The sequence below is a fragment of the Haematospirillum sp. H1815 genome, from assembly GCF_012102705.1.
GTDB lineage: Bacteria > Pseudomonadota > Alphaproteobacteria > Rhodospirillales > Rhodospirillaceae > Haematospirillum.
On record NZ_JAAVTA010000011.1, the window covers coordinates 1 to 24,078 of the forward strand.

Annotated in this window: 28 protein-coding genes; 5 read left to right on the forward strand and 23 right to left on the reverse strand. The window is 55.5% G+C overall.

The window, feature by feature from the left end; genetic code table 11:
- Positions 1-358: 358 nt before the first annotated feature.
- From HEQ60_RS09075 to HEQ60_RS09125, 11 genes are all read right to left on the reverse strand, one after another.
- A complete protein-coding gene (locus tag HEQ60_RS09075; protein ID WP_168071376.1) occupies positions 359-580 on the reverse strand; it encodes a hypothetical protein in 222 nt (73 codons plus the stop codon).
- 140 nt (positions 581-720) lie between these two features.
- Complete coding sequence (gene rplS / locus HEQ60_RS09080; RefSeq protein ID WP_066132574.1) at positions 721-1,125, reverse strand: 50S ribosomal protein L19; 405 nt, start codon at positions 1,123-1,125, stop codon at positions 721-723.
- A 4-nt stretch (positions 1,126-1,129) separates the two neighbouring features.
- On the reverse strand, positions 1,130-1,879 hold the full coding sequence (trmD, locus tag HEQ60_RS09085; RefSeq protein ID WP_168071377.1) for a tRNA (guanosine(37)-N1)-methyltransferase TrmD: 750 nt from the start codon (positions 1,877-1,879) through the stop codon (positions 1,130-1,132).
- Positions 1,879-2,541, reverse strand: coding sequence for a ribosome maturation factor RimM (rimM, locus tag HEQ60_RS09090; RefSeq protein WP_168071378.1), 663 nt, complete (start codon positions 2,539-2,541; stop codon positions 1,879-1,881). The genes trmD and rimM overlap by 1 nt, the downstream gene beginning before the upstream one ends.
- Before the next feature lie 22 nt (positions 2,542-2,563).
- Positions 2,564-2,944 (reverse strand): 30S ribosomal protein S16, encoded by a 381-nt coding sequence (rpsP, locus tag HEQ60_RS09095; protein ID WP_066132565.1) that lies wholly within the window; start codon positions 2,942-2,944, stop codon positions 2,564-2,566.
- A gap of 60 nt (positions 2,945-3,004) precedes the next feature.
- Positions 3,005-4,531: a signal recognition particle protein gene (gene ffh, locus HEQ60_RS09100; RefSeq protein WP_168071379.1), complete on the reverse strand. Its 1,527-nt coding sequence runs from the start codon at positions 4,529-4,531 to the stop codon at positions 3,005-3,007.
- A 233-nt stretch (positions 4,532-4,764) separates the two neighbouring features.
- Positions 4,765-6,060 carry an HlyC/CorC family transporter gene (locus HEQ60_RS09105; protein ID WP_168071380.1) on the reverse strand — a complete coding sequence of 432 codons (1,296 nt, stop codon included), beginning with the start codon at positions 6,058-6,060 and terminating at the stop codon, positions 4,765-4,767.
- A gap of 34 nt (positions 6,061-6,094) precedes the next feature.
- On the reverse strand, positions 6,095-7,246 hold the full coding sequence (aroB, locus tag HEQ60_RS09110; protein ID WP_168071381.1) for a 3-dehydroquinate synthase: 1,152 nt from the start codon (positions 7,244-7,246) through the stop codon (positions 6,095-6,097).
- Positions 7,243-7,827 (reverse strand): shikimate kinase, encoded by a 585-nt coding sequence (locus HEQ60_RS09115; RefSeq protein WP_168071382.1) that lies wholly within the window; start codon positions 7,825-7,827, stop codon positions 7,243-7,245. Before HEQ60_RS09115 ends, aroB begins: the two co-directional genes overlap by 4 nt.
- 451 nt (positions 7,828-8,278) lie before the next feature.
- Positions 8,279-9,496, reverse strand: a complete 1,218-nt coding sequence (locus HEQ60_RS09120) for a ribosome-inactivating family protein (RefSeq protein ID WP_168071383.1) — start codon at positions 9,494-9,496, stop codon at positions 8,279-8,281.
- Positions 9,497-9,505: 9 nt separating this feature from the next.
- Complete coding sequence (locus HEQ60_RS09125; RefSeq protein WP_168071384.1) at positions 9,506-9,847, reverse strand: hypothetical protein; 342 nt, start codon at positions 9,845-9,847, stop codon at positions 9,506-9,508.
- A gap of 238 nt (positions 9,848-10,085) precedes the next feature.
- Between HEQ60_RS09125 and HEQ60_RS10815 the strand changes: the two genes are divergently transcribed.
- On the forward strand, positions 10,086-10,217 hold the full coding sequence (locus HEQ60_RS10815; protein ID WP_280842063.1) for a hypothetical protein: 132 nt from the start codon (positions 10,086-10,088) through the stop codon (positions 10,215-10,217).
- A gap of 52 nt (positions 10,218-10,269) precedes the next feature.
- Positions 10,270-11,205, forward strand: a complete 936-nt coding sequence (locus tag HEQ60_RS09130) for a site-specific tyrosine recombinase XerD (protein ID WP_322099327.1) — start codon at positions 10,270-10,272, stop codon at positions 11,203-11,205.
- A 37-nt stretch (positions 11,206-11,242) separates the two neighbouring features.
- On the opposite strand, the gene pssA is transcribed toward HEQ60_RS09130, so the two are convergent.
- Together pssA and HEQ60_RS09140 are read right to left on the reverse strand one after the other, a co-directional pair.
- The gene (pssA, locus tag HEQ60_RS09135; RefSeq protein ID WP_168071385.1) at positions 11,243-12,091 is read right to left on the reverse strand and encodes a CDP-diacylglycerol--serine O-phosphatidyltransferase; all 849 of its coding nucleotides are present in this window, start codon (positions 12,089-12,091) and stop codon (positions 11,243-11,245) included.
- Positions 12,092-12,093: 2 nt separating this feature from the next.
- Positions 12,094-12,804 (reverse strand): phosphatidylserine decarboxylase, encoded by a 711-nt coding sequence (locus HEQ60_RS09140; protein ID WP_322099328.1) that lies wholly within the window; start codon positions 12,802-12,804, stop codon positions 12,094-12,096.
- A 225-nt stretch (positions 12,805-13,029) separates the two neighbouring features.
- Between HEQ60_RS09140 and HEQ60_RS09145 the strand changes: the two genes are divergently transcribed.
- The gene (locus HEQ60_RS09145; RefSeq protein ID WP_167805165.1) at positions 13,030-13,461 is read left to right on the forward strand and encodes a hypothetical protein; all 432 of its coding nucleotides are present in this window, start codon (positions 13,030-13,032) and stop codon (positions 13,459-13,461) included.
- 10 nt (positions 13,462-13,471) lie between these two features.
- On the opposite strand, the gene HEQ60_RS09150 is transcribed toward HEQ60_RS09145, so the two are convergent.
- The 3 genes from HEQ60_RS09150 to HEQ60_RS09160 form a co-directional block, all read right to left on the reverse strand.
- Entirely contained in the window at positions 13,472-14,548 is a 1,077-nt protein-coding gene (locus HEQ60_RS09150) for a LysM peptidoglycan-binding domain-containing protein (RefSeq protein ID WP_168071386.1), read from the reverse strand.
- Between the two features lie 123 nt (positions 14,549-14,671).
- Positions 14,672-15,502 (reverse strand): YfhO family protein, encoded by an 831-nt coding sequence (locus HEQ60_RS09155; RefSeq protein WP_168071387.1) that lies wholly within the window; start codon positions 15,500-15,502, stop codon positions 14,672-14,674.
- Positions 15,503-15,646: 144 nt separating this feature from the next.
- The gene (locus HEQ60_RS09160; RefSeq protein WP_082811793.1) at positions 15,647-16,270 is read right to left on the reverse strand and encodes an HNH endonuclease; all 624 of its coding nucleotides are present in this window, start codon (positions 16,268-16,270) and stop codon (positions 15,647-15,649) included.
- Positions 16,271-16,356: 86 nt separating this feature from the next.
- Between HEQ60_RS09160 and gluQRS the strand changes: the two genes are divergently transcribed.
- Positions 16,357-17,196, forward strand: coding sequence for a tRNA glutamyl-Q(34) synthetase GluQRS (gene gluQRS, locus HEQ60_RS09165; RefSeq protein ID WP_168071388.1), 840 nt, complete (start codon positions 16,357-16,359; stop codon positions 17,194-17,196).
- Here gluQRS and pgsA read toward each other — a convergent pair whose 3' ends face one another.
- The 4 genes from pgsA to HEQ60_RS09185 form a co-directional block, all read right to left on the reverse strand.
- Positions 17,197-17,793 (reverse strand): CDP-diacylglycerol--glycerol-3-phosphate 3-phosphatidyltransferase, encoded by a 597-nt coding sequence (gene pgsA / locus HEQ60_RS09170; RefSeq protein ID WP_168071421.1) that lies wholly within the window; start codon positions 17,791-17,793, stop codon positions 17,197-17,199.
- Positions 17,794-17,839: 46 nt separating this feature from the next.
- Entirely contained in the window at positions 17,840-19,729 is a 1,890-nt protein-coding gene (uvrC, locus tag HEQ60_RS09175) for an excinuclease ABC subunit UvrC (protein WP_168071389.1), read from the reverse strand.
- Positions 19,730-20,160: 431 nt separating this feature from the next.
- Positions 20,161-20,643 (reverse strand): dihydroneopterin aldolase, encoded by a 483-nt coding sequence (gene folB, locus HEQ60_RS09180; protein ID WP_168071390.1) that lies wholly within the window; start codon positions 20,641-20,643, stop codon positions 20,161-20,163.
- Between the two features lie 54 nt (positions 20,644-20,697).
- Positions 20,698-21,480 carry an SDR family oxidoreductase gene (locus HEQ60_RS09185; protein WP_322099330.1) on the reverse strand — a complete coding sequence of 261 codons (783 nt, stop codon included), beginning with the start codon at positions 21,478-21,480 and terminating at the stop codon, positions 20,698-20,700.
- A gap of 346 nt (positions 21,481-21,826) precedes the next feature.
- On the opposite strand from HEQ60_RS09185, the gene HEQ60_RS09190 reads away from it, so the two are divergent.
- Positions 21,827-22,240 carry a hypothetical protein gene (locus HEQ60_RS09190; protein WP_168071391.1) on the forward strand — a complete coding sequence of 138 codons (414 nt, stop codon included), beginning with the start codon at positions 21,827-21,829 and terminating at the stop codon, positions 22,238-22,240.
- Between the two features lie 68 nt (positions 22,241-22,308).
- Here the strand turns inward: HEQ60_RS09190 and HEQ60_RS09195 are convergent, their stop codons facing one another.
- From HEQ60_RS09195 to murI, 3 genes are read right to left on the reverse strand one after another with little or no spacing between them, the layout of a single operon-like run.
- Positions 22,309-22,791, reverse strand: coding sequence for a CreA family protein (locus HEQ60_RS09195; RefSeq protein WP_168071392.1), 483 nt, complete (start codon positions 22,789-22,791; stop codon positions 22,309-22,311).
- A gap of 46 nt (positions 22,792-22,837) precedes the next feature.
- Complete coding sequence (locus tag HEQ60_RS09200) at positions 22,838-23,203, reverse strand: hypothetical protein (protein ID WP_168071393.1); 366 nt, start codon at positions 23,201-23,203, stop codon at positions 22,838-22,840.
- A 49-nt stretch (positions 23,204-23,252) separates the two neighbouring features.
- On the reverse strand, positions 23,253-24,065 hold the full coding sequence (gene murI, locus HEQ60_RS09205; RefSeq protein ID WP_168071394.1) for a glutamate racemase: 813 nt from the start codon (positions 24,063-24,065) through the stop codon (positions 23,253-23,255).
- Positions 24,066-24,078: the final 13 nt, after the last annotated feature.

Here is a 24,078-nt window from a genome sequence, read left to right on the forward strand (position 1 = left end):
CGCCATCAGGCGTGCTGCGTCGCGTACAGAGAGAGAGGAGGATACGATAGCCAGCGTTTGTTCGTTGATAACATCAGGTACAATTCTGGGCATGGACTTGTCTCTCCATCTTGTTTCCTGTCTCCGCTTCGCCTGATGGCGAGGGTGTACGGGGACGGGATCCGTGCCTTGATGTGCAATCATAGAGGGAGAAGTGGTCAAGCCACAACACTAACATTTCATCCGAAATGTGTCTTCTCGAAGAACGAGCGCCAGCATACAATTTATGTGTCGCAGCAGGCCAGACTGCAGGTGGACTGCGTTATTCGATTATTTTTCCGGGACAGAGATTTCAACACCGCTCCGGCTACTGGGCAGGTCAAACCCAATCCAAGTTAAAGGTGCTGACAATGTCGTTATTATCTTCATCCTGTTCTTCAGACGTTTCTGCCAGAACAGGTGTGGTCGCAAAAACTTGAGCTCGTGACAGCAAGTTTGCGCTGACCACGATATTGGATACCAAGTATTGTTTCCCGTTATGGGCCGGGCTGACAAGGATCGCCGGGCTATCTTCCGGCCATTCTGCAATTATTTGAGCCATAGAAACACCTTTCCCTGCCGGCCGAACAAACCGCCGGTATGCATAGAGACAATCGTGATGATCAGGAAAGCAGCCCCCGGGAGTTTTGCCTCCCGGAGTCTCCTGTTTTTCCCGGGATTATCCGGGAAGGCTACGGGGTATCAACCCTTGGCAGCCTCGGCCTCAGCTTCGCGAGCCTTTACGTTGGCTGCGATATCTTCAGCAATACGTGCCGCACGACCGCGACGGTCACGCAGGTAGTACAGTTTTGCCCGGCGCACCTTGCCGCGGCGAACCAGTTCGATGCGATCAACAGCAGGCGCATACAGAGGGAACACACGCTCCACGCCTTCCCCGAAAGAAATCTTCCGAACGGTAAAGTTGGAGTTGATACCTGCATTCTTGCGTGCGATCACAACGCCCTCGTACGCCTGCAGGCGTTCACGGGTGCCTTCGACCACCTTTACATACACGCGAACGGTATCGCCCGGGGTAAAGGCCGGAATTTTCTTGCCTTCAGTCAGTTTGGCAATCTGTTCCTGGTCAAGTTGCTCAATAATGTTCATGGAACTAACCCTCTTGCTCTTGCTTCTGTGCACAATACCGTTCCCACAAATCAGGACGGCGGTGCCGGGTAATGTATTCCGACTGAACGAGCCGCCATTGGGCAACCCGCGCATGGTGCCCCGAAAGCAGAACCTCCGGGACAACCCGGCCTTTCCAGTCGGCAGGCCGGGTATAGAGTGGGTACTCTAGGAGCCCCCGCTCGAAACTTTCTTCTTCCAGCGACTCCGTTTTTCCAACGACGCCGGGTAACAAGCGAACAACAGCGTCAACCAAGGCCATGGCCGCGATCTCTCCCCCGGTCAGGACAAAGTCACCCAAGCTGACTTCCTCCATGTCCCAAGCATCAATCACCCTTTGGTCTACCCCTTCATACCGTCCGCAGAGGAGCGTCAGGGCAGGCTCAGCGGCCAGTTCCTTGGCTAGAGCCTGGTTCAGGAGCTTTCCCCTGGGTGACAGGTACAGAAGGCGCCCGGGGCGAGGCTTTACAGCCCCAAGGGCGGCATCAATGACATCGGGTTTCATAACCATGCCGGCTCCCCCACCAAAGGGGGCGTCGTCCACCGAGCGGTGTTTATCGCTCGCGAAGGCGCGGATGTCCACTGTTTCCAGAGACCACACTTCATCCGCCAAGGCCTTTCCGAGAAGGGAAAGTCCCAGAGGCCCCGGAAACATCTCGGGAAAGAGGGTCAGAATCCGGACAGAAAAAGGGGCCTGATTGTTCTTCGCATGCGCAGTATCAGCACACGCATCCATCAATGCCAGTCCTCCTCGGGCCACTCATCCGTGCGAATCACGGACTCGTGATCACGAATCGGTGGCTTCTTTTTCCCTCGTGGGGGGTGATCCCGGGAATCGGTGGCTTGAGCTACCGGTGCCTCCAGAAGACCAGGGACAGGGTTCACAACAACGCGCCCTGAGGCAATATCCACGGTTGGCACAGTTTTACGGGTAAACGGGATCATGGCTGCCCCGCCCGTGTCGCCCCGAATTTCAAGGACATCTCCCGCACCAAAATCATACAGGGCGCCAACAGTCCCGACCTTGGTGCCATCCGGAAAGAAAACGGGTAGTCCAAGCAAGTCAGAGTGGTAAAATTCTTCTTCGTGATCTGGACAGGGGAGGGCATTACGGTCGATGTACAGCCTCTGCCCTTTCAGGGCATCGACAGCCGAACGATCATTGACGCCCTCGATCCGGCACAGAATGGCACCTTTTACCCTGCCGGCAATTTCCAGGTCAAAAACCTGGGAACCGCTGAGGTCGGTCAGGGGGCCATAGGCCCCCAGATCTTTGGGCGTTGCTGTAAAGGATTTGACCTTCACAAGGCCACGCACGCCGTGTGCGCCCACAATGATACCAATGCATATGCGTTGGGTGGAGTCATTGTTAGCGGAATGCACAGGTTCCCGGATCATGACCGCAAAATCCTTGGCCGTCTTATTCAGAGGCGGCTTCAGCAGCAGCGGCTTCGGCAGCAGCCTTGGCGCGCTCCTCAGCCATACGCAGGCGTTCCTGAGCCTTGGCACGGGGCTGGTTCTTCTTGGTCTGAGCCGGGATGGCAGGGGTCTTCACAACGCCGGCCAAGCCAAGGATGCGCTCGACACGGTCGGATGGAACCGCGCCCTTTGCAATCCACTGCCGGGTTACTTCATCCTGCACGCGGATGCGATCAGGGTGATCGGCAGGGAGTCTTGGGTCATAGGTGCCGATCTTCTCGATAAAGCGGCCATCACGCGGTGCGCGGGAATCAGCGACAACAATGCGATAGAACGGTTTTTTCTTGGCGCCACCACGGGCCAGGCGAATACGAAGGGACATATGTGTTTCCTCAAGACAGTTGGTACGGGGTTGTGCTGATGCGCATAACCCAAGTAAGCCTCAGCGTTTCTTGCCACCTTTACGTGACATGGAACGCAGAAGATCAGGGGGAAGTTTCCCCGGTAGCCCGGGCATTCCGCCCGGAAATCCCGGCGGGAGCCCACCGGAGAATTGAGACAGATCAGGAAGCGCATTGGTTTGACCGGTCAGATCGGCTTCAGCAGGCAGTGAACCTTTGCCGAACAGGCCCCCAAGGGCCCCCATCAGGCCTTTCTTGCCCCCCATTTTCCGCATCTGCTTCATCATGTCAGCCATTTGCTGATACTGCTTCAGCAGGCGATTGACATCAGCGACGGTAACCCCGGCTCCGGCGGCAATCCGCCGTTTCCGGCTTGCTTTCAGAAGGTCTGGTTTGCGCCGTTCCGTCGGGGTCATGGAGAGGATAATGGCTTCCTGCCGGGCAACCATGGTGTCGCTGATGTTGGCATTCTCGATTTGCTTTTTCATTTTCGAGATGCCGGGCATCAGACCAAGAAGCCCTTTGACGTCGCCCATCTTCCGGATCTGGCGGATCTGGCCCAGCATGTCGGCCAGGTCGAACTTGCCCTCCATCATCCGGGCGGCCAGCTTCTCGGCTTCGTCCTGATCCAGTGATATGGCAGCTTTTTCGACCAAGGCCACAACATCGCCCATTCCCAGAATGCGGGAGGCGATGCGATCCGGGTGGAAATCATCCAAGGCATCGAGTTTTTCACCGACGCCGATCAGTTTGATGGGGCAGCCAGTGACCGCACGCATTGAAAGGGCTGCCCCCCCACGGGAGTCCCCGTCCATGCGGGTCAGGACAATGCCCGTAACGCCAACCTTTTCATTGAATTCGCGGGCCAGGGTAACGGCGTCCTGGCCAATCATGGCATCTGTGATCAGAAGCGTTTCCGCAGGGGTTGTTATGTCCCGTACGGCAGCGACTTCAGCCATCAGCTCATTGTCAATGTGCAGCCTGCCGGCAGTATCAAGGATTACAACATCATAACCGCCCTTGCGGGCCTCGCCCATGGCCCGTGCTGCAATCGCCACCGGCATTTCACCGACAATGACCGGCAAGGTATCAATGCCGGTTTGCTCCCCCAGAATGCCCAGCTGCTGTTGTGCTGCCGGACGGTATACATCCAGCGAGGCAAGCAGTACTTTCTTTCGCTCACGAGTCTTGAGGCGCAGGGCAATTTTCGCTGATGTCGTTGTTTTACCTGATCCCTGCAGGCCAACCATCAAAATGGGCACGGGCGGTGTGCGGTGGATGTTCAGGCCATTGTCGTCTTTCCTACCCCCGAGCATGTCAACAAGGGCATCGTTGACAATTTTGACAACCATTTGCCCAGGGGTAACAGAGCGGATGACCTCTTGCCCGACCGCTCGTTCCTGTACGGCAGCAATGAAATCCTTGACGACGGGGAGGGCGACATCCGCCTCCAGAAGCGCGACTCGAACCTCCCGCATTGCATCAAGAACATCCTTCTCGCCAAGCGCACCGCGCCCGCGAAGTTTGTCAAAGATGGTTCCCAAGCGTTGCGACAGGCTGTCAAACATTCTTCTTTCCGCGTCCTTTCTCTCGCTCTGCCTCGTGTTCCGGGCTATGCCGGAGAATCTTCCTGTTACACAACAGAAAATGCGCCAGTGCGCGTATCTTCGCGGACTGGCGGACCCCCTCGGGAGGAAAAGGAACCCGAAGCAGAGAGAAACCGGCCTTTGCCGGTCCGGGCTTCATACGCTGTACAACCCGGTAAGTCAAGATTCCGCGTTATCCACAGATGTGGGCGCTGTTACCCATGGCCTGAATCCGGTTTGGCGGGCTTATCCGGGGTCATGCGGACCAGTACGATCTGGTTCCGCTGCCGTTCAACAACTTCGAAGCGGAAGCCATGGAACCGGAATACCTGGCCTTGTTCCGGTATGGACCGGGTTTCATGCAGCAGAAGCCCGGCTAGGGTTGCTGCCTCTTCATCCGGCAGGGACCAGTCAAACTGACGGTTCAGGTCGCGGATGGTAACATCGCCGTTGATCAGCCAGGTTCCACCTTCTTCCTGACATATGCCGTAGGCAGGTTCATCGTGTTCGTCTGCAATGTCGCCGACAATTTCCTCCAGGATATCCTCCAAGGTCACAATGCCTTGCAGGGCACCGTATTCATCGACAACAAGGGCAAAGTGCTCCCGGCGCTGGCGAAAGGCTTGCAGCTGGTCCAGAAGGTTGGTGGAGTCCGGTATAAACCAGGGGCTGGATGCAATATCGTCGAGTTTGAGCTGGTTGGGGGTATTGAAATTGGCCCGTACGGCCCGCAGAAGATCCTTTGCGTGGAGGATACCGATAATGTTATCCGGGCGCTCGCGCCAGAGCGGAATCCGTGTGTGCGGACTGGTCAATACTTGGTCAACGATGACATCAACCGGCTGGTCTGCATCAATCGTCATAAGATTACGCCGGTGCACCATAATCTCGCTGACTTCGACGTCAGCCAGGTCCAGAACGCTTTTCAGCATGGCGCGTTCGTGCCGGACATCGTGATCTTGGCTGGCTATGGCCTCGGTGTGCAGGTCAATGGCCCCTCGCAGTTCTGCCAGCAGAAGATCTGCGGACTGATGACCCGCCGAGCTGGCACCGAAAAAGCGCAGGGTCAGGCTGACGACAGCCTGTAGCAAGCTGACAATCGGGTGAAGAAGCCAGACAAGAATGCTCATGATGCGGGCCACGCGCAGGGCCGTTGCCGTAGTGTGCATCAAGGCCAGAGTTTTGGGTAGAATTTCCCCGAAAATAAGCAGCAAGGCTGTCATGACGGCTGTGGCATAGGCGACGCCGGCATCACCGAACAGGTTGATCATGATGCTGGTTGCCAAGGCAGAGGCAAGAATGTTGACCAGGTTGTTGCCCAGCAAAATAGTACCGATCAGCCGTTCCCTTTTTCCCAGCAAGCGGTTTACAAGACCGGCCCGGGGGTCATTGTCTTCTTTTTCCAGGGCATGCATCAGGGGGCGCGATGCGGCGGTCAGGGCTGTTTCCGAGCTGGAAAACAAACCTGAAAGCAGCAAAAGAAACAGGATGATGATCAAGGTTGTAATCATGGTCTATGCCCGCATGGGCCTTTCCAGTTTGTTCTCAGGGACCGGTAACGGTACTTCGGGCAGATGTCAGCGCCTGTTGCAGGATACCCGAAACATCGGCAGGCACAACATCCCGGCACAGGAAAGCCTGCCCAATCCCGCGTGAAAGAACGAAAGTCACGGTGCCGTCCTTGGCTTTCTTGTCTGATGCCATATACTCGACAAGGCGGTCTGCATCCAGAGGGTGTCCCTCATGGTGGGGGGGTACAACCGGCAGGCCAAGTGTTCGGAAGTGATGGCGGATCCTGTCAGTGTCTGCAGGTTGGCACAGCCCCATGTGTGCCGAGAGGTCAAAGGCCATCACCATGCCAATCGCTACAGCTTCACCATGCAGCAGGGTGCCGTCATAGCTGTACGCACGCTCCAGGGCATGACCGAATGTATGCCCGAGATTCAGGAGGGCGCGTACACCGCGTTCGCGTTCGTCTGCCCCGACAAGTCTGGCCTTGGCCACGCAGCTGGTATGGATGGCCTGTGCCAGTGCCGCTGTATCCAGTGACAGCACAGCAGGCCCGTTGTCTTCCAGCCAGTGCCAGAATGCGGCATCGTCGATCAGCCCGTATTTGGCAACTTCGGCATAGCCGGCCAGACGCTCCCGTGCAGGCAGGGTGGACAAGGTTTCCGTATCCGTGATGACCTTGAGGGGTTGGTGAAAGGCCCCGACCAGATTCTTCCCATGCGCGGTGTTGATTCCCGTTTTACCCCCTACGGAACTGTCAACCTGGGCCAGAAGGGTTGTTGGGATCTGAACGAAATCAATGCCTCGAAGCAACGTTGCGGCAGCAAAACCGGCTATGTCGCCGACAACACCACCCCCCAGGGCTATGACCAGGGAAGAGCGCTCGCAGTGGTTGGCGAGCATTTGTTCTTGTAAAGCCTGCAGCGTCTGGAACGTTTTGCTGTGCTCGCCAGGGGGCAGAATGGCCTGTCCAGTACGAAAGCCGTTCTCTGCCAAGCTATGTTGCAGGGTGTCCAGGTAAAGGGGAGCAACATTCTGATCTGTGACAATAAAGGCGTGGCGTCCCTTGGTTGTTTCTGCAACCAACCGGCCCGCCTGTGCCAGCAGCCCGGGACCAATCAGGATTTCGTAGGACCGTGGACCAAGATCAACAGTCAAATGACGGTACATTTCCGGAGCAGGCATCATTCAGAATCCGTGACAGAGCCGTGGGTGAAGTGGGCAAGTGCCCTGCGAATACGGCGACAGGTCATGCCGGGAGACTCGTCCTTGGCCTCGATGACGATGTCAGCGCTGGCGTATATGGGGTAGCGTTCTCGTATCAGGCGTTCCAGTGTTTCACGCAGATTGCCCTGGTTCAGCAGCGGGCGGTGCATACGCCCTGTGGTACGTGAAACCAGCAGATCCAGCTCTGCCCGCAGCCATATTGAAATCGCACGATGGGTGATGAGGGTGCGCGTTTCCACGGCCAGAAAGGCCCCGCCGCCTGTTGCCAGAACGCACGGTTCACCATTCAGGAGGCGGGCAATCACTTTGGCCTCTCCGGCCCGGAAATCCTCTTCACCAAACCGTGAGAACAGATCGTTTATGGTACAGCCGGCCGCTTTCTCCACTTCGGCATCAGAGTCATGAAAAGGTAGACTCAACTGCTTGGCCAGTCTCCTCCCGACCACGCTTTTCCCGGCTCCCATCAAGCCAACAAGAACCAGGCTGCGTGAGGAGGGATGACAGTGCGAGGGAGAGGTGGCTTGGTTCGGGGCGTGCGACATTGAGAAAGTTTGTATTCTTCACTGAGAGTTCCGCATTGTTTCCGGGTTTGCGGTGCAGGGCAAGGGGCAACCGTATCAGGCATGCATGCCAGCAGCCAATAGAAGGTAGCCTGCTCATGCATTGGTTCCATTATAGTCTACAGTCACTTTTCTTCATGCAGCATCGGTGCTGTTGCGCAGCAGCGGGCAGTTGGTCTTGGTGGGTACAGGAGTGCTCCAGCGTAATTTCAGGTCGATGGTTCTCAAAGTGTCATGGATGTGAAAACACCACGGAGATGTCCCGTGGTGTTTTCTTTTTATCTGCCGGAAGTACGTCTGTGGTCCACTGGCTCCTTTGGCATCAGGGGTTCAAGTGACTGTGTTCGACTTTAGGCAATCTGTCCCCTGGAGCCTCATTGCCAAGACTACACATGCGTTGTTATTTTTATGATTGTCGGGCGGGTTTGCTTCTTCAGTAAGTCGAGAGCGCTGATTCCAGAACAGCATATCCAGTTCTGCGGTCGAAGAATGTGCCACCAATTTGCAAGAGAAGCTTCTCGCATTCGCCTTTTAATTCCAAGGGAGGTGCTTCAAGAAAACTTACGTCACGACGTTGACGACGTGAACAACTGCCTGCGTCCGGAACGACCCACCGTGGGGTTAGCGCAACCGCCAAGACAGCTCCCCAGCTTTGCAGATGGTTACTGATGTCCCTCAGGCTTGAACTAACCCAGATTCTTGGCTCGTCCGAGGGACGCCGTCGCCCCCTGAGTTCCATCCTTTGGGATATGCTATCAGAATCTGTATCACTACTGTGTAACGATGTTCTCGAGCCAAACTCTGTTAAACTTCTCCAGTTATTTGTAACAACAGCAGCTCGATAATCGACAGTCCATGAATGTCCCTCATCAAGGCGTGCTTCATGTATCCGGTTTGAAATGTCATGGAAACGCATCCCTTCAAAATAGGCAACAACGATGCGCAGGAGTGACATGGCTACTTCTGCATCGGCCTCCTGATCATGAGGTGTTCCATCATACTCAGACAGAATTACAACAGACTGTCTTAATGTGCGCATAGATATTCTGATGCTATTGGGCTGGAGGCCATCGTATTGATCATGGCTCTGCCCGTACCGAGAAAGTCCTGCTACCCGTTCGATGTCTGGATAATCATAAGAAAAAGGCAAATTGATAGCTCTTGTGCCGGGCCAAGTCTGAGTTGATGGCGTTGACCCCCTAGAATCTTGTTGCGGTTCCCGCATTCTGAAGAAAACACGCCTTCCCGGTGGTCCATTAATGAAGCCCAGAACGTAAAGATCCCTGTCACGAACAACCAAGCTTACAGAATTCCCTATGGGGGTCCTGTTATCTCTATCCAGATTAATGAAATCCACTAAAGACCGGCCATTGCTGATGCGCGTATATCGCAATGACCCAGGGGCGTAGGGCGGTATCCGTGATTCCGATGGGGCAGATGCGACTGTCAACGCTGAACGCAATCTCTCAATTTCATTGAGATATGTGCGATCATCAGTGCTGCTGTCGGCAGATGGTGATGCATGGCGCAGGTATACAACATGAGGTTTTGTTTGCGCAACTGCGGGGGACGATAAAAATCCCAGTGTAAATGCTAGTATAATTAGATGCATTATCTGGCGAAATTTATTCTTGAGGATATATAAATTCATTTAAAGGACTCATTCAGAAAGAATGGTAAGGCTCTTTATATTTTGCTCTCTGCAGTCGCTTTCATAATCAGCCTCTCCGCGTACTTTTATTCCTGTCGCTAGAGCCAAGGAGAGCATCTTATGCATACCTTGTGTACTGGCGTAATTAATTCCGCTCTTTGTCTTACCGTATTTGAAGTCCCTCCCGTTGGTTGATCCAGTTGTTGAAAAATGAACGTCATAATTGTCATGAACTTTTACCAAGGTGACTCTTGCATGATCAAAGCATACAGCGGGACCTTTAGCTTCCGCGTCGTTGTTCATTGTGAATGAGATAAAAATAGTGGATACGATGGCTATGACTTTTTTCATCTTTTTTCATCCTGTAGCTTAGAAAACAGAAACGAAGAAATACACGTGTGCACATTCATTCGTGAACATCATAATGATATGATATCAGTGAATTTTTCTCATCTCTAGTGAGGTGTGTTGTGTCCTGGAGGTCTGCGGCAGAAAAAGTAAGTAGGCGTGCAGGGCCTGACCGTCTAGACTGTCGTGGTTTTGCGCGTAGGTGGGCTATAGGCGTGTGTTGTGATTATGGAAGAGTGTGGTGATGCGTTTTCTTTTGGCCGTCTTGTTGTTGTCTTTGGTGGGTGGTGCAGTTTTCCTGGCTACATGGGATATGCCTCCCCCGCGTGTTTCTTTCGAAAAGGTTGTGCGCTCTGAACGCGTGACGGGGTAGGCATGTGGGCAACCTTTTTTGCCTGACCTGTATCTGTGGGGGGAAATAAGGAGTGGGCGCGCAAGGTTTGCACCACGTTGAATCTTTTCTGGAAATGATGGCGGTAGAACGCGGTGCAAGCCTGCGGACGCTGGAGGCATATCGTCGGGATTTGCTGGATCTGGCTGAACATTGTCCGCATGTGAATGTGGCAGCCTTGTCTGAGGCTGATCTGCGCTGCTATGTTCGCTCCCTGGATGAACGGGCGATGTCTCCGCGCACGGCATCGCGTCGTCTTTCAACATTGCGTCAGTTTTTTGGTTTTCTTCTGGTGGAAGACATCAGGAGAGATGATCCAACCACAAATCTTGACAATCCCCGCCTGGGGCGCATGTTGCCACGGTTCTTGTCCGAGGAAGAGGTTTCACGTCTTCTGGATGCAGCCCGGATGTCTTCCGGTTTTGCAGGGATACGGAGCACGGCCCTTCTCGAGATTCTTTATGCCACTGGCATTCGTGTGTCAGAGCTTGTCGGGCTTCCGCTTTCTGCTGTTGCGCGGGATCAGGAAAGCCTGCGGGTCATGGGAAAGGGATCCAGGGAGCGTCTTGTCCCCCTTACACGGTCAGCGCGCAGTGCTATCCGGGATTGGTTGCCTGTGCGTGAGCATGATCTTCAGAAAGCAAAGAAAGACAGCCGTTGGCTTTTTCCCTCTACAGGAAAGAGCGGATATCTGACCCGTGATGGCTTTTTCCGCATCCTGCGTGAAATCACAAAGACAGCGGGTATGGATCCTGCCCGCGTATCGCCTCACGTTTTGCGGCACTCGTTTGCGACCCACCTTCTGGCTCGTGATGCTGATCTGCGAAGTGTACAGCAGATGCTGGGGCATCGGGACATCGCAACAACCGAGATCTATACCCATGTGATGGAACAGCGTCTGCACGATGTTGTGATCCGTGCCCATCCCCTTGCCCGCAAAGCGGCTGATTCATCAGGTAAAAAGACCTGAGCCGGTTTTGCGGGCTAGGTTGGGCGCGTCGGGGCTTTCAATGCAAGGGGCGGTCTGTCACTTGCTGTATACCCTGTTCCGGATCTTCCGGATTTGTGTGGTTTCCGCCCGATGTCTCGTTCGGGTTTCCTGTCCGGGCACGTTTCTCAAGGCGCAGGAAGGATGAGCGTGCAAAGGGAATGCTTCCCAGATAAATCAGCCCCACTATGCCCAATGTTGACCACGGTTCCGTCACCAGGAATGTTGCCAGCAGGCCGATCCCGATCATGAAAGGCAGAACCCAGCGGGTTGGGATGCGGAACCGTTTCATGGAATAGGTCGGGATCCGGCTGACCATCAGAAACGATACGCCAAGCATGTACGGGCCAACCAGCCACGGGCTGGAAAACATACCACCTTCGAATTCAAAGGACATGACCATGGGCAGGACGCCCAAGAAGGCCGCTGCTGGTGCCGGGGTGCCAACAAAGTAGTTATGTGCGTACGATGGCAGGTCCGGTTCGCCCAGCATGGTGTTGAATCGTGCAAGACGCAAGGCCATGCACAGGGCAAACAGGACACAGATGGCCCACCCGATACCACCGGCGCTGCTCATGCTCCACATATACAGGAGAACAGCTGGTGCAACGCCGAAGCTGACCACATCTGAAAGGCTGTCCAGCTCGGCCCCGAATTTGGATGTGGATTGCAGCATCCGGGCTACGCGGCCGTCTATACCGTCAAAGACAGCGGCAAAAAATATGGCAATGACAGCGTGACCGAATTCACCGCGCAGGCCGTAGCGTATGGAGGTCAATCCTGCGGACAGGGCCAGCAGGGTAATCAGGTTCGGCAGCATTTTGTTGAACGACAGGCTTTGCAGGCGTGCCGTATGGTGCAGCGGCATGATTATACAGCCTTTCCTTCACGGGCTGGTTCGTCTGCTGTCAGATCGGCCAGCACGGTTTCACCGGACACGCAAACCTGACCAAGGACTACCAAGGGGTTGATGCCGGGAGGCAGATAAATGTCCAGACGTGATCCAAAGCGGATCAGGCCAAAACGATCACCGGTCTGGCAAGTCTGGTCTTCATGAACATCGCAGCGAATGCGCCGTGCAATTAACCCGGCAATCTGTACGACACCATACTCACGGCCATCGGGCAGGGCGATGCGCAGCCCGTTGCGCTCGTTGTCTTCGCTGGCCTTGTCCAGTGTGGCGTTTACAAATCGCCCTGGCTTGTAAATCACAGAGCGTATTTCACCCGTGCATGGGATCCGGTTTACGTGGCAGTCAAACACGCTCATGAAGACGGATACGCGTGTGACCGCTGTATCACCCAATCCCAATTCAGGGGGGGGAACCATTTCCCCGATCATTTGCACCACACCGCTAGCCGGGCTGATCATAAGTCCGGGTCGTGTCGGCACATAGCGTACCGGATCGCGGAAGAAGAAAAAGCACCACACAGTACCAACCAAGCCGATCAGGCCGCCAGGCCACCCTGTCAGCAGGTACAGGACAAGGGCTAGAGCTGCGAAGACGGCAAGAAAACGAGGCCCCTCCTCATGCAGAGGGGGCATCAGGAAGCGGCTCCAGGGGACGTCGACAGATTTCACGATCAACCTTCTTGCAATGGACAACACAGCACCGCAAGCAACCAAGGGTACCTATGCGGTTCGGCCAGAATAGACCTCTCTTGTCATGATAGGAAGTACAGTGTTTCCCGGCAGTGAATCTGAGCGTTTGAGCGTAGCCCTCTTCTGTTGGGGATGCCATCATGGGCTTGTGGGGCCGGATGCCTCTATATCAGATCCGGGGCCTATTTACAGGAGAGGTGTAGCGTGAGCGTTTCCATCCTGCATCATGAAGAGGCCCTGAGCCTGAAGTCGTTGTCCTTTGACGAAGAGGGTGCGGTTTCGCGCCGCCGGACCATTGGTCCTCTTGACTTCTCTTTTTCCAGTCACGGCCTGACGTGGAGTTGTCGTTTTCTTGAGAAGCAGGGGCGGGCTCGTCTGACAATGGCAACCAGTATCTGCACGGTTCCAGGGCGCCCGGAGCGGATGGAGGCGATTGCGGCCCTGATCCGGGCTGCAAAAACTGCGGGCCTGCACTTTACCATCCAGGAGGGGCATGTGCTCCTTTTTGATCACCATCCCCTGTCGATACCTGTAACGCCGGTGCGTCTTCTGACGGCCCTGACGAAGAAAGTCCTGGTCTGCAGGCCATGGGCTATTGCGTTACAGGATGCTGCTTCCGGTGCCCTGTTCCGCTGAGGGCAATGGTTCAGGATTCCTTGCTGCGTGATGATGGAACCACAAAGATCTGGCCTGGATAGATCAGGTCAGGATCCCGGATTTGACCACGGTTCGCATCGTAGATAACGGTGTAGGCCAGTCCATCGCCATACGCACGGCGAGCCAGTCGCCACAGACTGTTTCCTTCCTGCACAATAACGCGGCGTCCTTCGGGCATAGAGTCCATCTCTATCCTTTGGAAGGGTAGCTCAATACGGGCTTTGACCGCCCCCTTGTCATCCACAAAGTCGGCCCGCAGAGTGTGATCACCCAAGGCGGCTTTCTGCTCCGGGCGGATGCGCCATATTCCTGCTTCCCGTGACTGAGCCTCCCCTGCCGGGTTGTTGTCCAGATACAGGCGGATCAGCCCCGGTCCGGATGAGCGGCCAGACACGGCCAGGGTGCCGTTCCGGTCGTAATCAATGGTATCGAGGGAGAGAAGGCTCCCCTCTGGAAGGGGTGCGGCACCTTGCAACAAGGTACTTTCACCGGTCTTCTGGTCGGAACGCACAGCCAGTGTCCGCGTGCCTTTGTGTTCCGGCACAACCAGGATCACAACGTCGCGTGACGGAATATCCGCCCCATTCTGGTCTGTGGCTCTCAACGTCAGCTCGCGGGAGCCTGGTGGCAGAGGTTGATCCGGAAGGAAGACCCATTCACCGCGTGCGTCCGTGATGACTTTGCCCAGTTCCCGCACGCCGTCCATTACAACAACGGTGCTGCCCACCGGTGCCCGTCCGGCAATGACGGTATTGCCTTCTGGGTCAATACGTACAACGTCAAACGACGCTTCCTGGGTTGCATACATTGTTGGGGCAGGCATGGATGTGGGGGTGTCTGTTCCGGGCGTTGGCAGAACAGCCTGCATATCGGTTGATGGTCTCTGGATTGCGGGGGTTGCGACAGACAGGGGAGCAACCGTATTGCCTTCGTACGTTATCCAAGCCAGAAGCGCAGCTGTTCCTGCAAGTCCAACCCCGACGGCGACAAGGAACAATGGCTTGCGGAACAAGGGTGTGGCGCCACGTGCGGCCTTGGTCGCTGTCTGGTTTTTCTTTGCTGTCATGTCCGCAAGTCCAATGTCCGGCGCAAACTGTCTTGGGAGAGTATCTTGCCCTTTATGCCTGAAGATGCACCGTACGGCAAATGTTCCCGCTCAATCATGAAAAGCTATACGGTGAAAATCCATCTATGGGTTGCGGTTGGCAAGGGCAAGAATGCATCCGGCCATAACAGGGATTGAGGCAAGAAGAGCAGCCCATAAGGGCTTGGCCCACACAGGACCGGGCATGCGGCGTGCTGTTGGGCCGGCAAAAAGGCCAAGCCCTGTAATCAGGAGAGGCATAATGGATCCGGGCCACCGTGCTCCCAGCCCTTGCGCCAAGCCAAGAAGAGCGCCACCCCCACCAAGAATCGCCGATGATGACAGTCCTGTTCCCAGCGGACTGGCCAGAACCAGAACGCCGGCTGTCGCAGCAGCCAGGGCAAAGGCCGGTCCTGTCACCGGCTCTGCCTTGATAACCGAGGCGATCAGTCCGATGCCAATGGCAAGCACCAAGAGAATAGACAGTCCCTGTGTGCTGCGTTCGGGTTTGTGATGAAGGTCAAGGCCAAGCAGTGTTGTAACCCAGACCATTGTTAAAAGGATGCAGCCGACCATAAGTTCCATGCGCGTTACCGGTCCGGTTGGAAGGTGGGTCGGGAAGCCGAAAGCAGCCCATATACACACAGCCGTAAACAAAAGAATGACCGGAATGCGCAGCCATCGGCGGGCATTGGTGCTGTCCAGCGCTATACCTGCCAATGCTCCTCCTAGGGCAACATGTGCCGTTTGTTCAAGAAGCCCTTCTGTGCTGAAAGAAAACCCCGACATCCAGGCCCAGCTTGCGAGAAACCCTGCAGGAATGCCACTGGCTGCCAAGGCCTGACCATGGTCATGGCCTCCGGTCATCCGAATGATACATGAGACAGTCACGGCTAGGCCGAAAGCAAAGGATACAGGTGCAATCAGGTCATTCATTTTATCTTCTGGGATTGGTCGTTCGGAAGGCTGCTCCAGAGTTCGGGGCACAGCTTTGAAGAAGGGGTTGTCTGTGATGTCTGCTCTGGTCAAAGGTGCATGCACCCCCGATACACAACAGATACAAGGTACCCAAGAAGCAGATTACCCGGTTTCCAGTTCGCTGTCCCAGTAAAGATAATCGCGCCAGCTTTCGTGTAGCCAGTTGTGTGGAAAAACTCGGCCAATGTCCCGGAGCTGGTGACTGGACGGGCGGAACGGTTCACGTATCAGGGGCATGTAGGCTTCCGAGGGAGTCCGGTTTGCTTTGCGGAGATTGCAGCATCCGCACGCAGCCACCACATTGATCCAGTTCGTCCGCCCCCCGCGTGAGCGGGGAATAACATGATCGAAGGTCAGGTCGTGTGTTGGCAGTCGTCGCCCGCAGTACTGACAGCGGAACTGGTCGCGCAGGAAAACATTGAAGCGGGTGAAGGCGGGGTTTCGGGCAGGGGGGGCGTAGTCTTTAAGGGCTATGACGCTGGGGAGTCGGAATTCTACAGATGGCGATCGAACAACTCTGTCATATTCCGATATTACATTGACCCGCCCTAGAAACACGGCCCTGACGGCATCCTGCCAAGACCACAGGGAGAGCGGGAAGTAACTCAAGGGCCTGAAATCAGCATTCAGGACCAAGGCCGGGGATTTTTCGAGCGTTGCCAGCAAGGTCGTTCCCCTCTTGCTTTGGGAACGGGGCTGTGCGATGTCCGTTCCCGATGCTCCCATGGTGCGCGTCTTGTCTGTTCTTGTCAAAGCCCCGGGGTGGGTTGCTGTTGACCGGACATGTCAGCCCGCAATCCCCGGAAAACAAAATGCCTGATGTTACGCGCTTTGCCCCCAGCCCTACGGGCTATCTCCACCTGGGCCATGTTTTTTCCGCGTGTTATGCCCACCATCGGGCGGGTTCCGGCGGGAGGTTCCTGCTGAGGATTGAGGATATTGATCAAGCACGCTGTCAGGACAGGTATGCTAACGCCCTGATTGATGATCTCGCATGGCTTGGACTGTCCTGGGAGCATCCCGTCCGTTACCAGTCGCAGCATCTTGGCGCATACAGGCTTGCCTTGGAGCAGTTTTATGATCAGGGGCTGATTTACCCTTGTTTCTGTACCCGTTCCGATATTATGCGGGAAGTCGGGGATATTCACCGTGCCCCCCATGGTCCTTATGGTCTTTTGTATCCGGGTACATGCCGTTCCTTGTCGCGTCATGAGTCCGAACAGCGCCGGGAATCCGGGGTTCCATACGCCCTGCGTCTGGATATGCAGGCGGCCTTGAGGCGAACCGGTCCTCTCAGCTGGAGAGATGGTAGACAGGGTCTTGTCAGGGTGCCAACGGATGGACTTGGCGATGTTGTCCTGGCGCGCAAGGATACACCGACCAGCTACCATCTTGCTGTTACCCTGGATGATGCTTTGCAGGGGGTGACATTGGTAACGCGGGGCGAGGACCTGTTTCAGGCCACACATGTCCACCGTATCCTGCAGGCGCTTCTGGAGCTTCCGGTCCCGCAGTATCACCATCACCCCCTTCTGCTGGATCCGCAGGGGCGGCGCTATGCCAAGCGCAACCGGTCTGTCACGATACGATCCCTCAGGGCAGCCGGGGCCACCCCTCAGGATATTCTGGCTATGGTCGATGGAAAAGGGTGATCAGATTTCTGTCGCGCCTACAGTGTTTTTATCGTGTTTTGGTGTCTGATCCATGTGGTGAAGTCCGGCGCGGAGGTAATCCCACCCGGTTACAGCTGTCAGAAAGGCAGCAATCCATAGCAGGGCCATTCCGATATGTTCTGCCGGTAACCAGGATGGCGCAGCTGATCCCACCAGCAGAACCGGCAGGGCAACCATCTGAACGGCGGTTTTCCACTTGGCCAAGTTGGTCACGGGCAACCCCACTTTGGCTTCAGCCAGAAATTCCCGCAAGCCTGACACCAGAATCTCCCTACACAGGATGACCAGCGCCGGGAGAACACCCCATGCATCGATCCGGTGAAAAGCAACCAGCATCATCAGGACAGAAGCAACCAGAAGCTTGTCGGCAATCGGGTCCAGGAAACGCCCTAGACTGGACACCTGTTGCCATCGGCGCGCCAGCCATCCATCCAGAAAATCGGATATTCCGGCCAGGGAGAACAGCCCAAGGGCAATCCAGCGCATGGTTGGCGAATCAAGGTAAAACGTGGCAACCAGCAACGGGATTGCCACAATGCGGAACAACGTCAGCAGGTTTGGCAGGCTGGACACGATACAAGAAGCTCCCCGGAGCATGGACAATGAAACGATCCGGCACAGTTTAGCGGCCGGGATGGAAGTAACCATAGATTTTTTTTGCCAGTGCCTGGCTTATTCCTTCTACAGCAGACAAATCACTGATACCGGCTGCAGCGATGCCACGTGCTGAACCAAACGCGTTTAAAAGGGCTTTTTTACGGCGAGGACCAATGCCGGGCAGATTGTCCAGGGTTGATGTACCGATCGCCCGTGATCGTTTTGCCCTGTGTGTGCCGTTGGCAAAGCGATGCGCTTCATCCCGCAGTCTTTGCAGGAAGTAATGTACTGGATGGGATGGTGGCAGGGTAAACGGCTCCCGTCCGGGTTGGTGATAGGTTTCGTGTCCGGCATTCCGGTCCGGGCCTTTGGCAATACAGATCAGGTGGACGTCATTGATGTTCAGGCTTTCCAGAACGCCTAGGGCGGCATTCATCTGTCCGACGCCGCCGTCAACCAGGATAACATCTGGATAGGTACCGCTTTCGTTATCCCCGGCCCTGCCACGGCGAAAGCGTCGGGCAAGAACTTCCCGCATCATGCCAAAGTCATCTCCGGGGGTTATATTATCTCCGCGAATGGAGAATGTACGGTAAGCCTGTCGTATAAATCCTTCCGGTCCTGCGACAATCATACCGCCTACAGCGTGTGTGCCCTGGATATGGGCATTGTCATACACCTCAATGCGTTCCGGCGGGGCAGGAAGGGCAAAAACGGTGGCCATCTCCTGAAGAAGAGTGCGCTGGGCGGATGTTTCGGCCATGCGCCTTCCCAAAGCTTCCCGGGCATTTGTCAGGGCGTGCTCAACCGCTTTCATTTTACTTCCACGGCGCGGAACGCGTACATCGACCTTGTGCTCGCGCCGCAAACGCAGGGCGTGCTCCAGTGTCGTGTGATCCGGTACATCTTCTGATAGCAGTATCAGGGGGGGAGGTTGGTGGGCGGCATAGAACTGTCCAGCAAAGGCCTCCAGTATGGCGCCGGATTGGTCTTCGGCGGCATGATATGGAAAATAGGCCCGGTTGCCCCAGTTCTGCCCACCCCGGAAAAAGAAAACCTGGATACAGGTTTGTCCACCGGCCTGGTACAAGGCGATGACATCGGCATCGGCCAGTCCTTCGACATTCACATCCTGACGTGCTTGCACGTGCGACAAGGCTTTCAGTCGGTCGCGCAAACGGGCGGCCTGTTCAAACTCCAGTGCTTCGGCATGAGCTTCCATGTGCTGCACAAGCTGTTGGCGAATTTCGGTACTGTGGCCTGACAGGAAAGACCGGGCCTGGTCCAGCAATGTTGCATACTCGCTCTGCTCGACGTGGTTGACGCATGGTGCGCAGCATCGCCGTATCTGGTGTAAAAGGCAGGGGCGGCTGCGATTGGCAAAAACCGAGTCTGTACAGGTACGGAGCAGAAAGGCCTTTTGCAGGATGGACAAGGTCTCGGTGACAGCCCCGGCTGATGCAAAGGGCCCAAAATATTCCCCCGGAAGGTCGCGCGCTCCACGGTGTTTGACAAGTCTGGGAAAGTCATGCCCGCTGGTAATGACAACATAGGGGAAGGATTTGTCATCGCGCAGCAGGATATTGAAGCGTGGTTTCAGCTTTTTGATCAGGTTGGATTCCAGAAGCAGGGCTTCGGCTTCGGTATGGGTGGTCACAATGTCCATGGACGCTGTTTCCCGCACCATCCGTTGCAGACGCAAGGACAGGGATTCTGGTCGCGTATAGGCGACAACCCGTTTCTTCAGGCTCTTGGCTTTCCCAACATACAGGACCGCTCCCTGCTCATCCAGCATCCGGTATACGCCCGGAGAGTCCGGAAGGGTCCTTAGGACAGAGCGTATTAACGCCGCGCCGCGCAGGGCTTCTGGTGCGGTGTCGTGGTTGTCTGATGGAGAGGATGGGCGCTTGCTCATGGCATGTTCTATCGCATGGGGTTCGCTGATCCGTCAAAGGTCCACGAGAGGCTGACATGGACTCTCTTTTCCGGCTGTCCACGGAATCTGTGGATAAAGTCGTGCATGATATGGGTGCTCTATCCTGAGTCCCCCATGACGCCTTGCTACCAAGCTGTTTGCCCAAAAAATAGGCAAACTTTCTGTTTGGTGATGGAGGAGAGCTTCATGCGATACTGGAATACCTTACGATCTGAAATGGTCTTGATGTTGATAACGTACGTCAAGAGAAAGAGTAAGTGTGTGGATATCCTGTTTCCACAAGCATCCTGTTGTACAGAAGAAGCCAGCTTGGCTCGCTGTGTGAGACGCCATGCTATCTTATACACAGCCATGAGGCACCGCCACGATTCATGAGTGGGCCATTCCCGGGTGGTTGTTCAGAAGCAGTCTCAGGGAGGAGGGAGGTGGCTCAGCCGTTCAATTTCCACCCCGACAATGGCATCGGGGATCACGTCCAGCTTTTCGATGCGCACCCTGGCCGAGCGGATCCGCCGGTCCTGCAGGCAAATATCGGCAATGCGGGTTGCCATGGTCTCGACCAGGTTGACATGGCCATCATGGGCAACGGACCGTACACAGTGGCAAATATGTTCGTAACAGACCACCTCGGCCAGATCATCATGCCTTGTTCCAGGCTGCTCCAGAACCCCAAGGTCAACATTGACGCGGATACGCTGGGGAGCGGTGTGCTCGTGTTTGTACACGCCGATCAGGCACGACACGATCATGTCGCGTACGAAGACGTGGCGGATCCTGTGTGATGCATTGGCAATGGATGGTGTGACAGGCTTTATTGGCGCAAGGACGGGGCCAGAGGGATGGTCTGGATGGTCTACGGGGCCCGGTCCGGGCTTGGCTAGCCGTGTGGTCATTGAAAACAGTACTCCGGGTACGGAACGGGAACCAAAAGAGACCCTTGTATCTCTTTACTCTTCTGGGGGTGTGCCGGGGGTGGGAAAACTCCAGCCAAGATGCTGCCCTCCATCCAAGGCTATCATTTGGCCTGTCATGGACCGGGCTGCAACAAGAAAGCGCACGGCATCGGCAATTTCTGACGGGTTGGTCCCGTGATGCAGGGGGACGCTATCGCACTGCGAGCGGAACTGTTCTTCTGTTTGCCGGCTGCTGGGAAGTGTCGGGCCAGGCCCTATGGCATTGACCCGTATGCGCGGTGACAGTGCCAAGGCCAAGGTCTGGGTCAAGGTCCAGAGTCCGGCCTTTGAAAGGGTGTAGGTCATGAAATGGGGGGTTAGATTCCAGACCCTCTGATCAATGATGTTGACAATACAGCCCTGTTGATCCGTATCCAGCGTAGATGCCATGCTTTGGGCCAAGACAAATGGTGCCCTGAGATTGGTCTCCATGTGATGATTCCAGCTGTCCCGGGTGGCCGTTGCCACATCGTCATAGGTAAACGTTGATGCATTGTTGACCAGGATGCCAATGGGACCCAAGTGGTTGGTAACTTTTTGGCACAGGCTTTCCGTTTCATCATCCCGCGCCAGATTGGCCTGGGCAACCATGGCTTTCCCGCCGTTGGCCTCGATTGCGGCCACAACCTGGTGAGCCTCTGTTGTTGATGTGTGGCAGTGAACAGCCACAGCGATGCCATCGGCAGCCAGGGCAAGGGCGATCTCGCGTCCAATTCGGCGTCCGGCACCGGTCACCAGAGCTGTCGGGGGAAGTGTTGGAGGCAAGGTGCAGGCCACAGGGGTCTCTCCGTTGGGTAGAAAATCAGCCTTCTTTCCTGCCCTGACAGAGGCATTCTGTCCAGTCCTGTCGTGTCGGAACCCGACTCCGGCGCATTGTGGTTAGCTTTGGATTTCCATTGCAGGTCTTGTGGAAAGACTGTCGCCCACGGGACACAGGGTATTTCTCTGTATGCGAGTGGGTTCCCGATGTTTTTGGCGCTCGTTGGGCTTGTTTGTGGCTCCAGGATTATCGTCAGGAATTGACTTGAATATTAGATAAAATTAAGACTTACGCACATAAGCACTGCGGAATGCGCCAAGCCTTGCTGCGGTGCCCTCTTGATTCGGGAAGGAAGCAACGAACATGGCCAGATACTGGATAGTCGGAACGATCTTCTCGATTGTAGCGGCTGCAGCGCTATATGGATCAGCTGCCCTTGCCAAGACGGCAACTGGGCCCTCTGTTATCTTGCTGATCGTATGCCTCTTGGCAGGTTTCGGGATTTTCCGGACCATATCCATTGCCTTCGCCCCTGATGCTGCACAAGAGGAGTCACCAGAGCCTTGGCGGGGTACATTGGCAACGGTCGGTGTTTTGTTGGTTGGTCTGGTTGCGCTCTTTCTTTACATCGGCACTTACGTTGCCGGTGTCTTCGGTATCAGTGGCTTCCTGACCCTGCCTGCTGTCTTGTTAACGTTTCTGGCCTTGACCTTGGTTGTCATGCTGACAGGAGGCAGGGTTGAGGGTGAAGGCGAGCGTCATGACGGAATGCACTGACGTACGGTATATTGTGAGAGGATCAGCGTAAGGGGTGTGCAATGTGATCGTGCGTCACCCCTTTATTTTTATTGTGGCGCTGTCTCAATGTCCCATGGCATGACAGGCACGGCTGTCAGGGCATTTTTCGGTGATCCTTCGATCAGCTTGTCAGAATAAACAAGATACAGCAGAACGTTCCGGCTCTGGTCGTAGAACCTTACAACCTGCATCGTCTTGAAAAGGATCGATCGCCTTTCGCTGAATACGTTGTCGCCGTCTTTTGCCTTCAGATTGGCAGGGACGGTGATGGGGCCAACTTGACGGCAGGCTATAGATGCATCCGATGTGTCTTCGGCCAAGCCCAAGGCACCGCTGATGCCACCTGTCTTCGAGCGGCTGATGTAGCATGTAACCCCGGGTACATCCGGGTCATCAAAAGCCTCTATGGCAATTTTGTGATTGGGTCCCAGCAGCTTGAAGGCCGTATCAACAGATCCGATATCTTCTGCCCCTGAGGGGGTACTCCTCAGCAGGGTAATGCAAGCAAGGGCGGCAGCAAGGTATTTCATCCGTTTCTTTCTCCGTATCAGCAGTCTGTTCAGGCGTATGCATCTATTACGGAGCTACGAATACTATGCACTGGCTGGTACCGTCACGGTAGAAATGATATGTTTTGCCGTCCAGTGCCTTGCTATCAACATCAATCAGATTCCAGCCTTTCAGGGCAATGCCGGTCAGGCCACGTCCCTTCTCACCGGAAAATTGAATGTACATCCGGTTCTTATATTTCTGATTGAATCGTCCCAGTCCACACAAGCGTGAAAGATTATTGTCGCGTCGCCCGACATCCCAGTATGGCGCGTTAGACTTGGCATAAATACGTGCATTCCCATCCCATGCCTGGCTTGTGGAAGGCCAAGGCAAGGTAAGGGCCAAGACAGCCCCGTACCACAGGATATGCAACAGAAAAGCCTTGGCCATGCCCTGAAACCCGCATACATGAGGCCATGATACGCCCGCCTTGAACAGTTTAGGGGTGATTGCTTGCCAAATCCTGAACGGCAGGATGTTTGTTGATATCCCACACGATAGGTGCCGGGAAGCCATAGTGTGCCATAGCTTTCTCGTATCCGGCAGACAGCCGGGATACCAAAGCCCGATCCATGCCCCCGGGGCTGACCGGGCCAGCCAAGCGTGCGGTTTGCCTGGCTATCGCCGCACCGGAATCAAGCCATGTCACGGGGCGGGGTGCGGTATCTTCCAGAATGTGCCGAAGAAGGGGATAGTGGGTGCACCCCAGAACCACCGTATCCAGATCCGGATGCTGGAAGAGTGGGGCCGCTTCTTCGGCAATATCTGTATCCTTGACCATGTCACCCTGCAACCAAGCTTCAGCCATAGCGGCCAGGCGGGCTGTACCATGCCGAAGCAAGATACAAGCCGGTGCCACTTTCTGCTTCAGGGCATCGATATAGGGGCTTGTAATGGTTCCCGGTGTTGCCAGAAGGCCGATTACGCCGCTTTTGCTGCCCTGGGCTGCTGGCTTCAGAGCGGGTACGGTTCCAACAAATGCCATTCCGGAGAAGGTATCCCGAAGTGTATCCAAGGCCAGTGTTGATGCTGTATTGCATGCAATGACAACAGCATCGGGGCGCTCTGTCTCTATAAGATGACCCAAAGTCCTGACAAGATGGGAACGCAGAAACAAGGGGTCGCGATCTCCATAAGGGAAGAACGCTGCATCTGCGGCATAGGTCAAGGCCGCCCCTGGCAGGGACAGACGGATTTCCGGCACAACAGAAAGGCCACCAAGGCCGGAGTCAAAAACAAGAATGCGGGTCATTCTGAGAGAAAAA

Bases quoted from the DNA above. Each gene is read 5' to 3' on its own strand.
- murI (WP_168071394.1), bottom strand. From the start codon at position 24,065: ATGACCCGCATTCTTGTTTTTGACTCCGGCCTTGGTGGCCTTTCTGTT.
- rplS (WP_066132574.1), bottom strand. From the start codon at position 1,125: ATGAACATTATTGAGCAACTTGACCAGGAACAGATTGCCAAACTGACT.
- rimM (WP_168071378.1), bottom strand. From the start codon at position 2,541: ATGATCCGGGAACCTGTGCATTCCGCTAACAATGACTCCACCCAACGC.
- HEQ60_RS09190 (WP_168071391.1), top strand. From the start codon at position 21,827: ATGGCCAGATACTGGATAGTCGGAACGATCTTCTCGATTGTAGCGGCT.
- HEQ60_RS09200 (WP_168071393.1), bottom strand. From the start codon at position 23,203: ATGGCCAAGGCTTTTCTGTTGCATATCCTGTGGTACGGGGCTGTCTTG.
- folB (WP_168071390.1), bottom strand. From the start codon at position 20,643: ATGACCACACGGCTAGCCAAGCCCGGACCGGGCCCCGTAGACCATCCA.
- HEQ60_RS09105 (WP_168071380.1), bottom strand. From the start codon at position 6,060: ATGATTACAACCTTGATCATCATCCTGTTTCTTTTGCTGCTTTCAGGT.
- HEQ60_RS09125 (WP_168071384.1), bottom strand. From the start codon at position 9,847: ATGAAAAAAGTCATAGCCATCGTATCCACTATTTTTATCTCATTCACA.
- uvrC (WP_168071389.1), bottom strand. From the start codon at position 19,729: ATGAGCAAGCGCCCATCCTCTCCATCAGACAACCACGACACCGCACCA.
- HEQ60_RS09120 (WP_168071383.1), bottom strand. From the start codon at position 9,496: ATGAATTTATATATCCTCAAGAATAAATTTCGCCAGATAATGCATCTA.
- gluQRS (WP_168071388.1), top strand. From the start codon at position 16,357: ATGCCTGATGTTACGCGCTTTGCCCCCAGCCCTACGGGCTATCTCCAC.
- HEQ60_RS09115 (WP_168071382.1), bottom strand. From the start codon at position 7,827: ATGTCGCACGCCCCGAACCAAGCCACCTCTCCCTCGCACTGTCATCCC.
- HEQ60_RS09155 (WP_168071387.1), bottom strand. From the start codon at position 15,502: ATGAATGACCTGATTGCACCTGTATCCTTTGCTTTCGGCCTAGCCGTG.
- HEQ60_RS09075 (WP_168071376.1), bottom strand. From the start codon at position 580: ATGGCTCAAATAATTGCAGAATGGCCGGAAGATAGCCCGGCGATCCTT.
- HEQ60_RS09195 (WP_168071392.1), bottom strand. From the start codon at position 22,791: ATGAAATACCTTGCTGCCGCCCTTGCTTGCATTACCCTGCTGAGGAGT.
- HEQ60_RS09160 (WP_082811793.1), bottom strand. From the start codon at position 16,270: ATGGGAGCATCGGGAACGGACATCGCACAGCCCCGTTCCCAAAGCAAG.
- trmD (WP_168071377.1), bottom strand. From the start codon at position 1,879: ATGGATGCGTGTGCTGATACTGCGCATGCGAAGAACAATCAGGCCCCT.
- rpsP (WP_066132565.1), bottom strand. From the start codon at position 2,944: ATGTCCCTTCGTATTCGCCTGGCCCGTGGTGGCGCCAAGAAAAAACCG.
- ffh (WP_168071379.1), bottom strand. From the start codon at position 4,531: ATGTTTGACAGCCTGTCGCAACGCTTGGGAACCATCTTTGACAAACTT.
- pssA (WP_168071385.1), bottom strand. From the start codon at position 12,091: ATGCCGCTGCACCATACGGCACGCCTGCAAAGCCTGTCGTTCAACAAA.
- HEQ60_RS09150 (WP_168071386.1), bottom strand. From the start codon at position 14,548: ATGACAGCAAAGAAAAACCAGACAGCGACCAAGGCCGCACGTGGCGCC.
- aroB (WP_168071381.1), bottom strand. From the start codon at position 7,246: ATGATGCCTGCTCCGGAAATGTACCGTCATTTGACTGTTGATCTTGGT.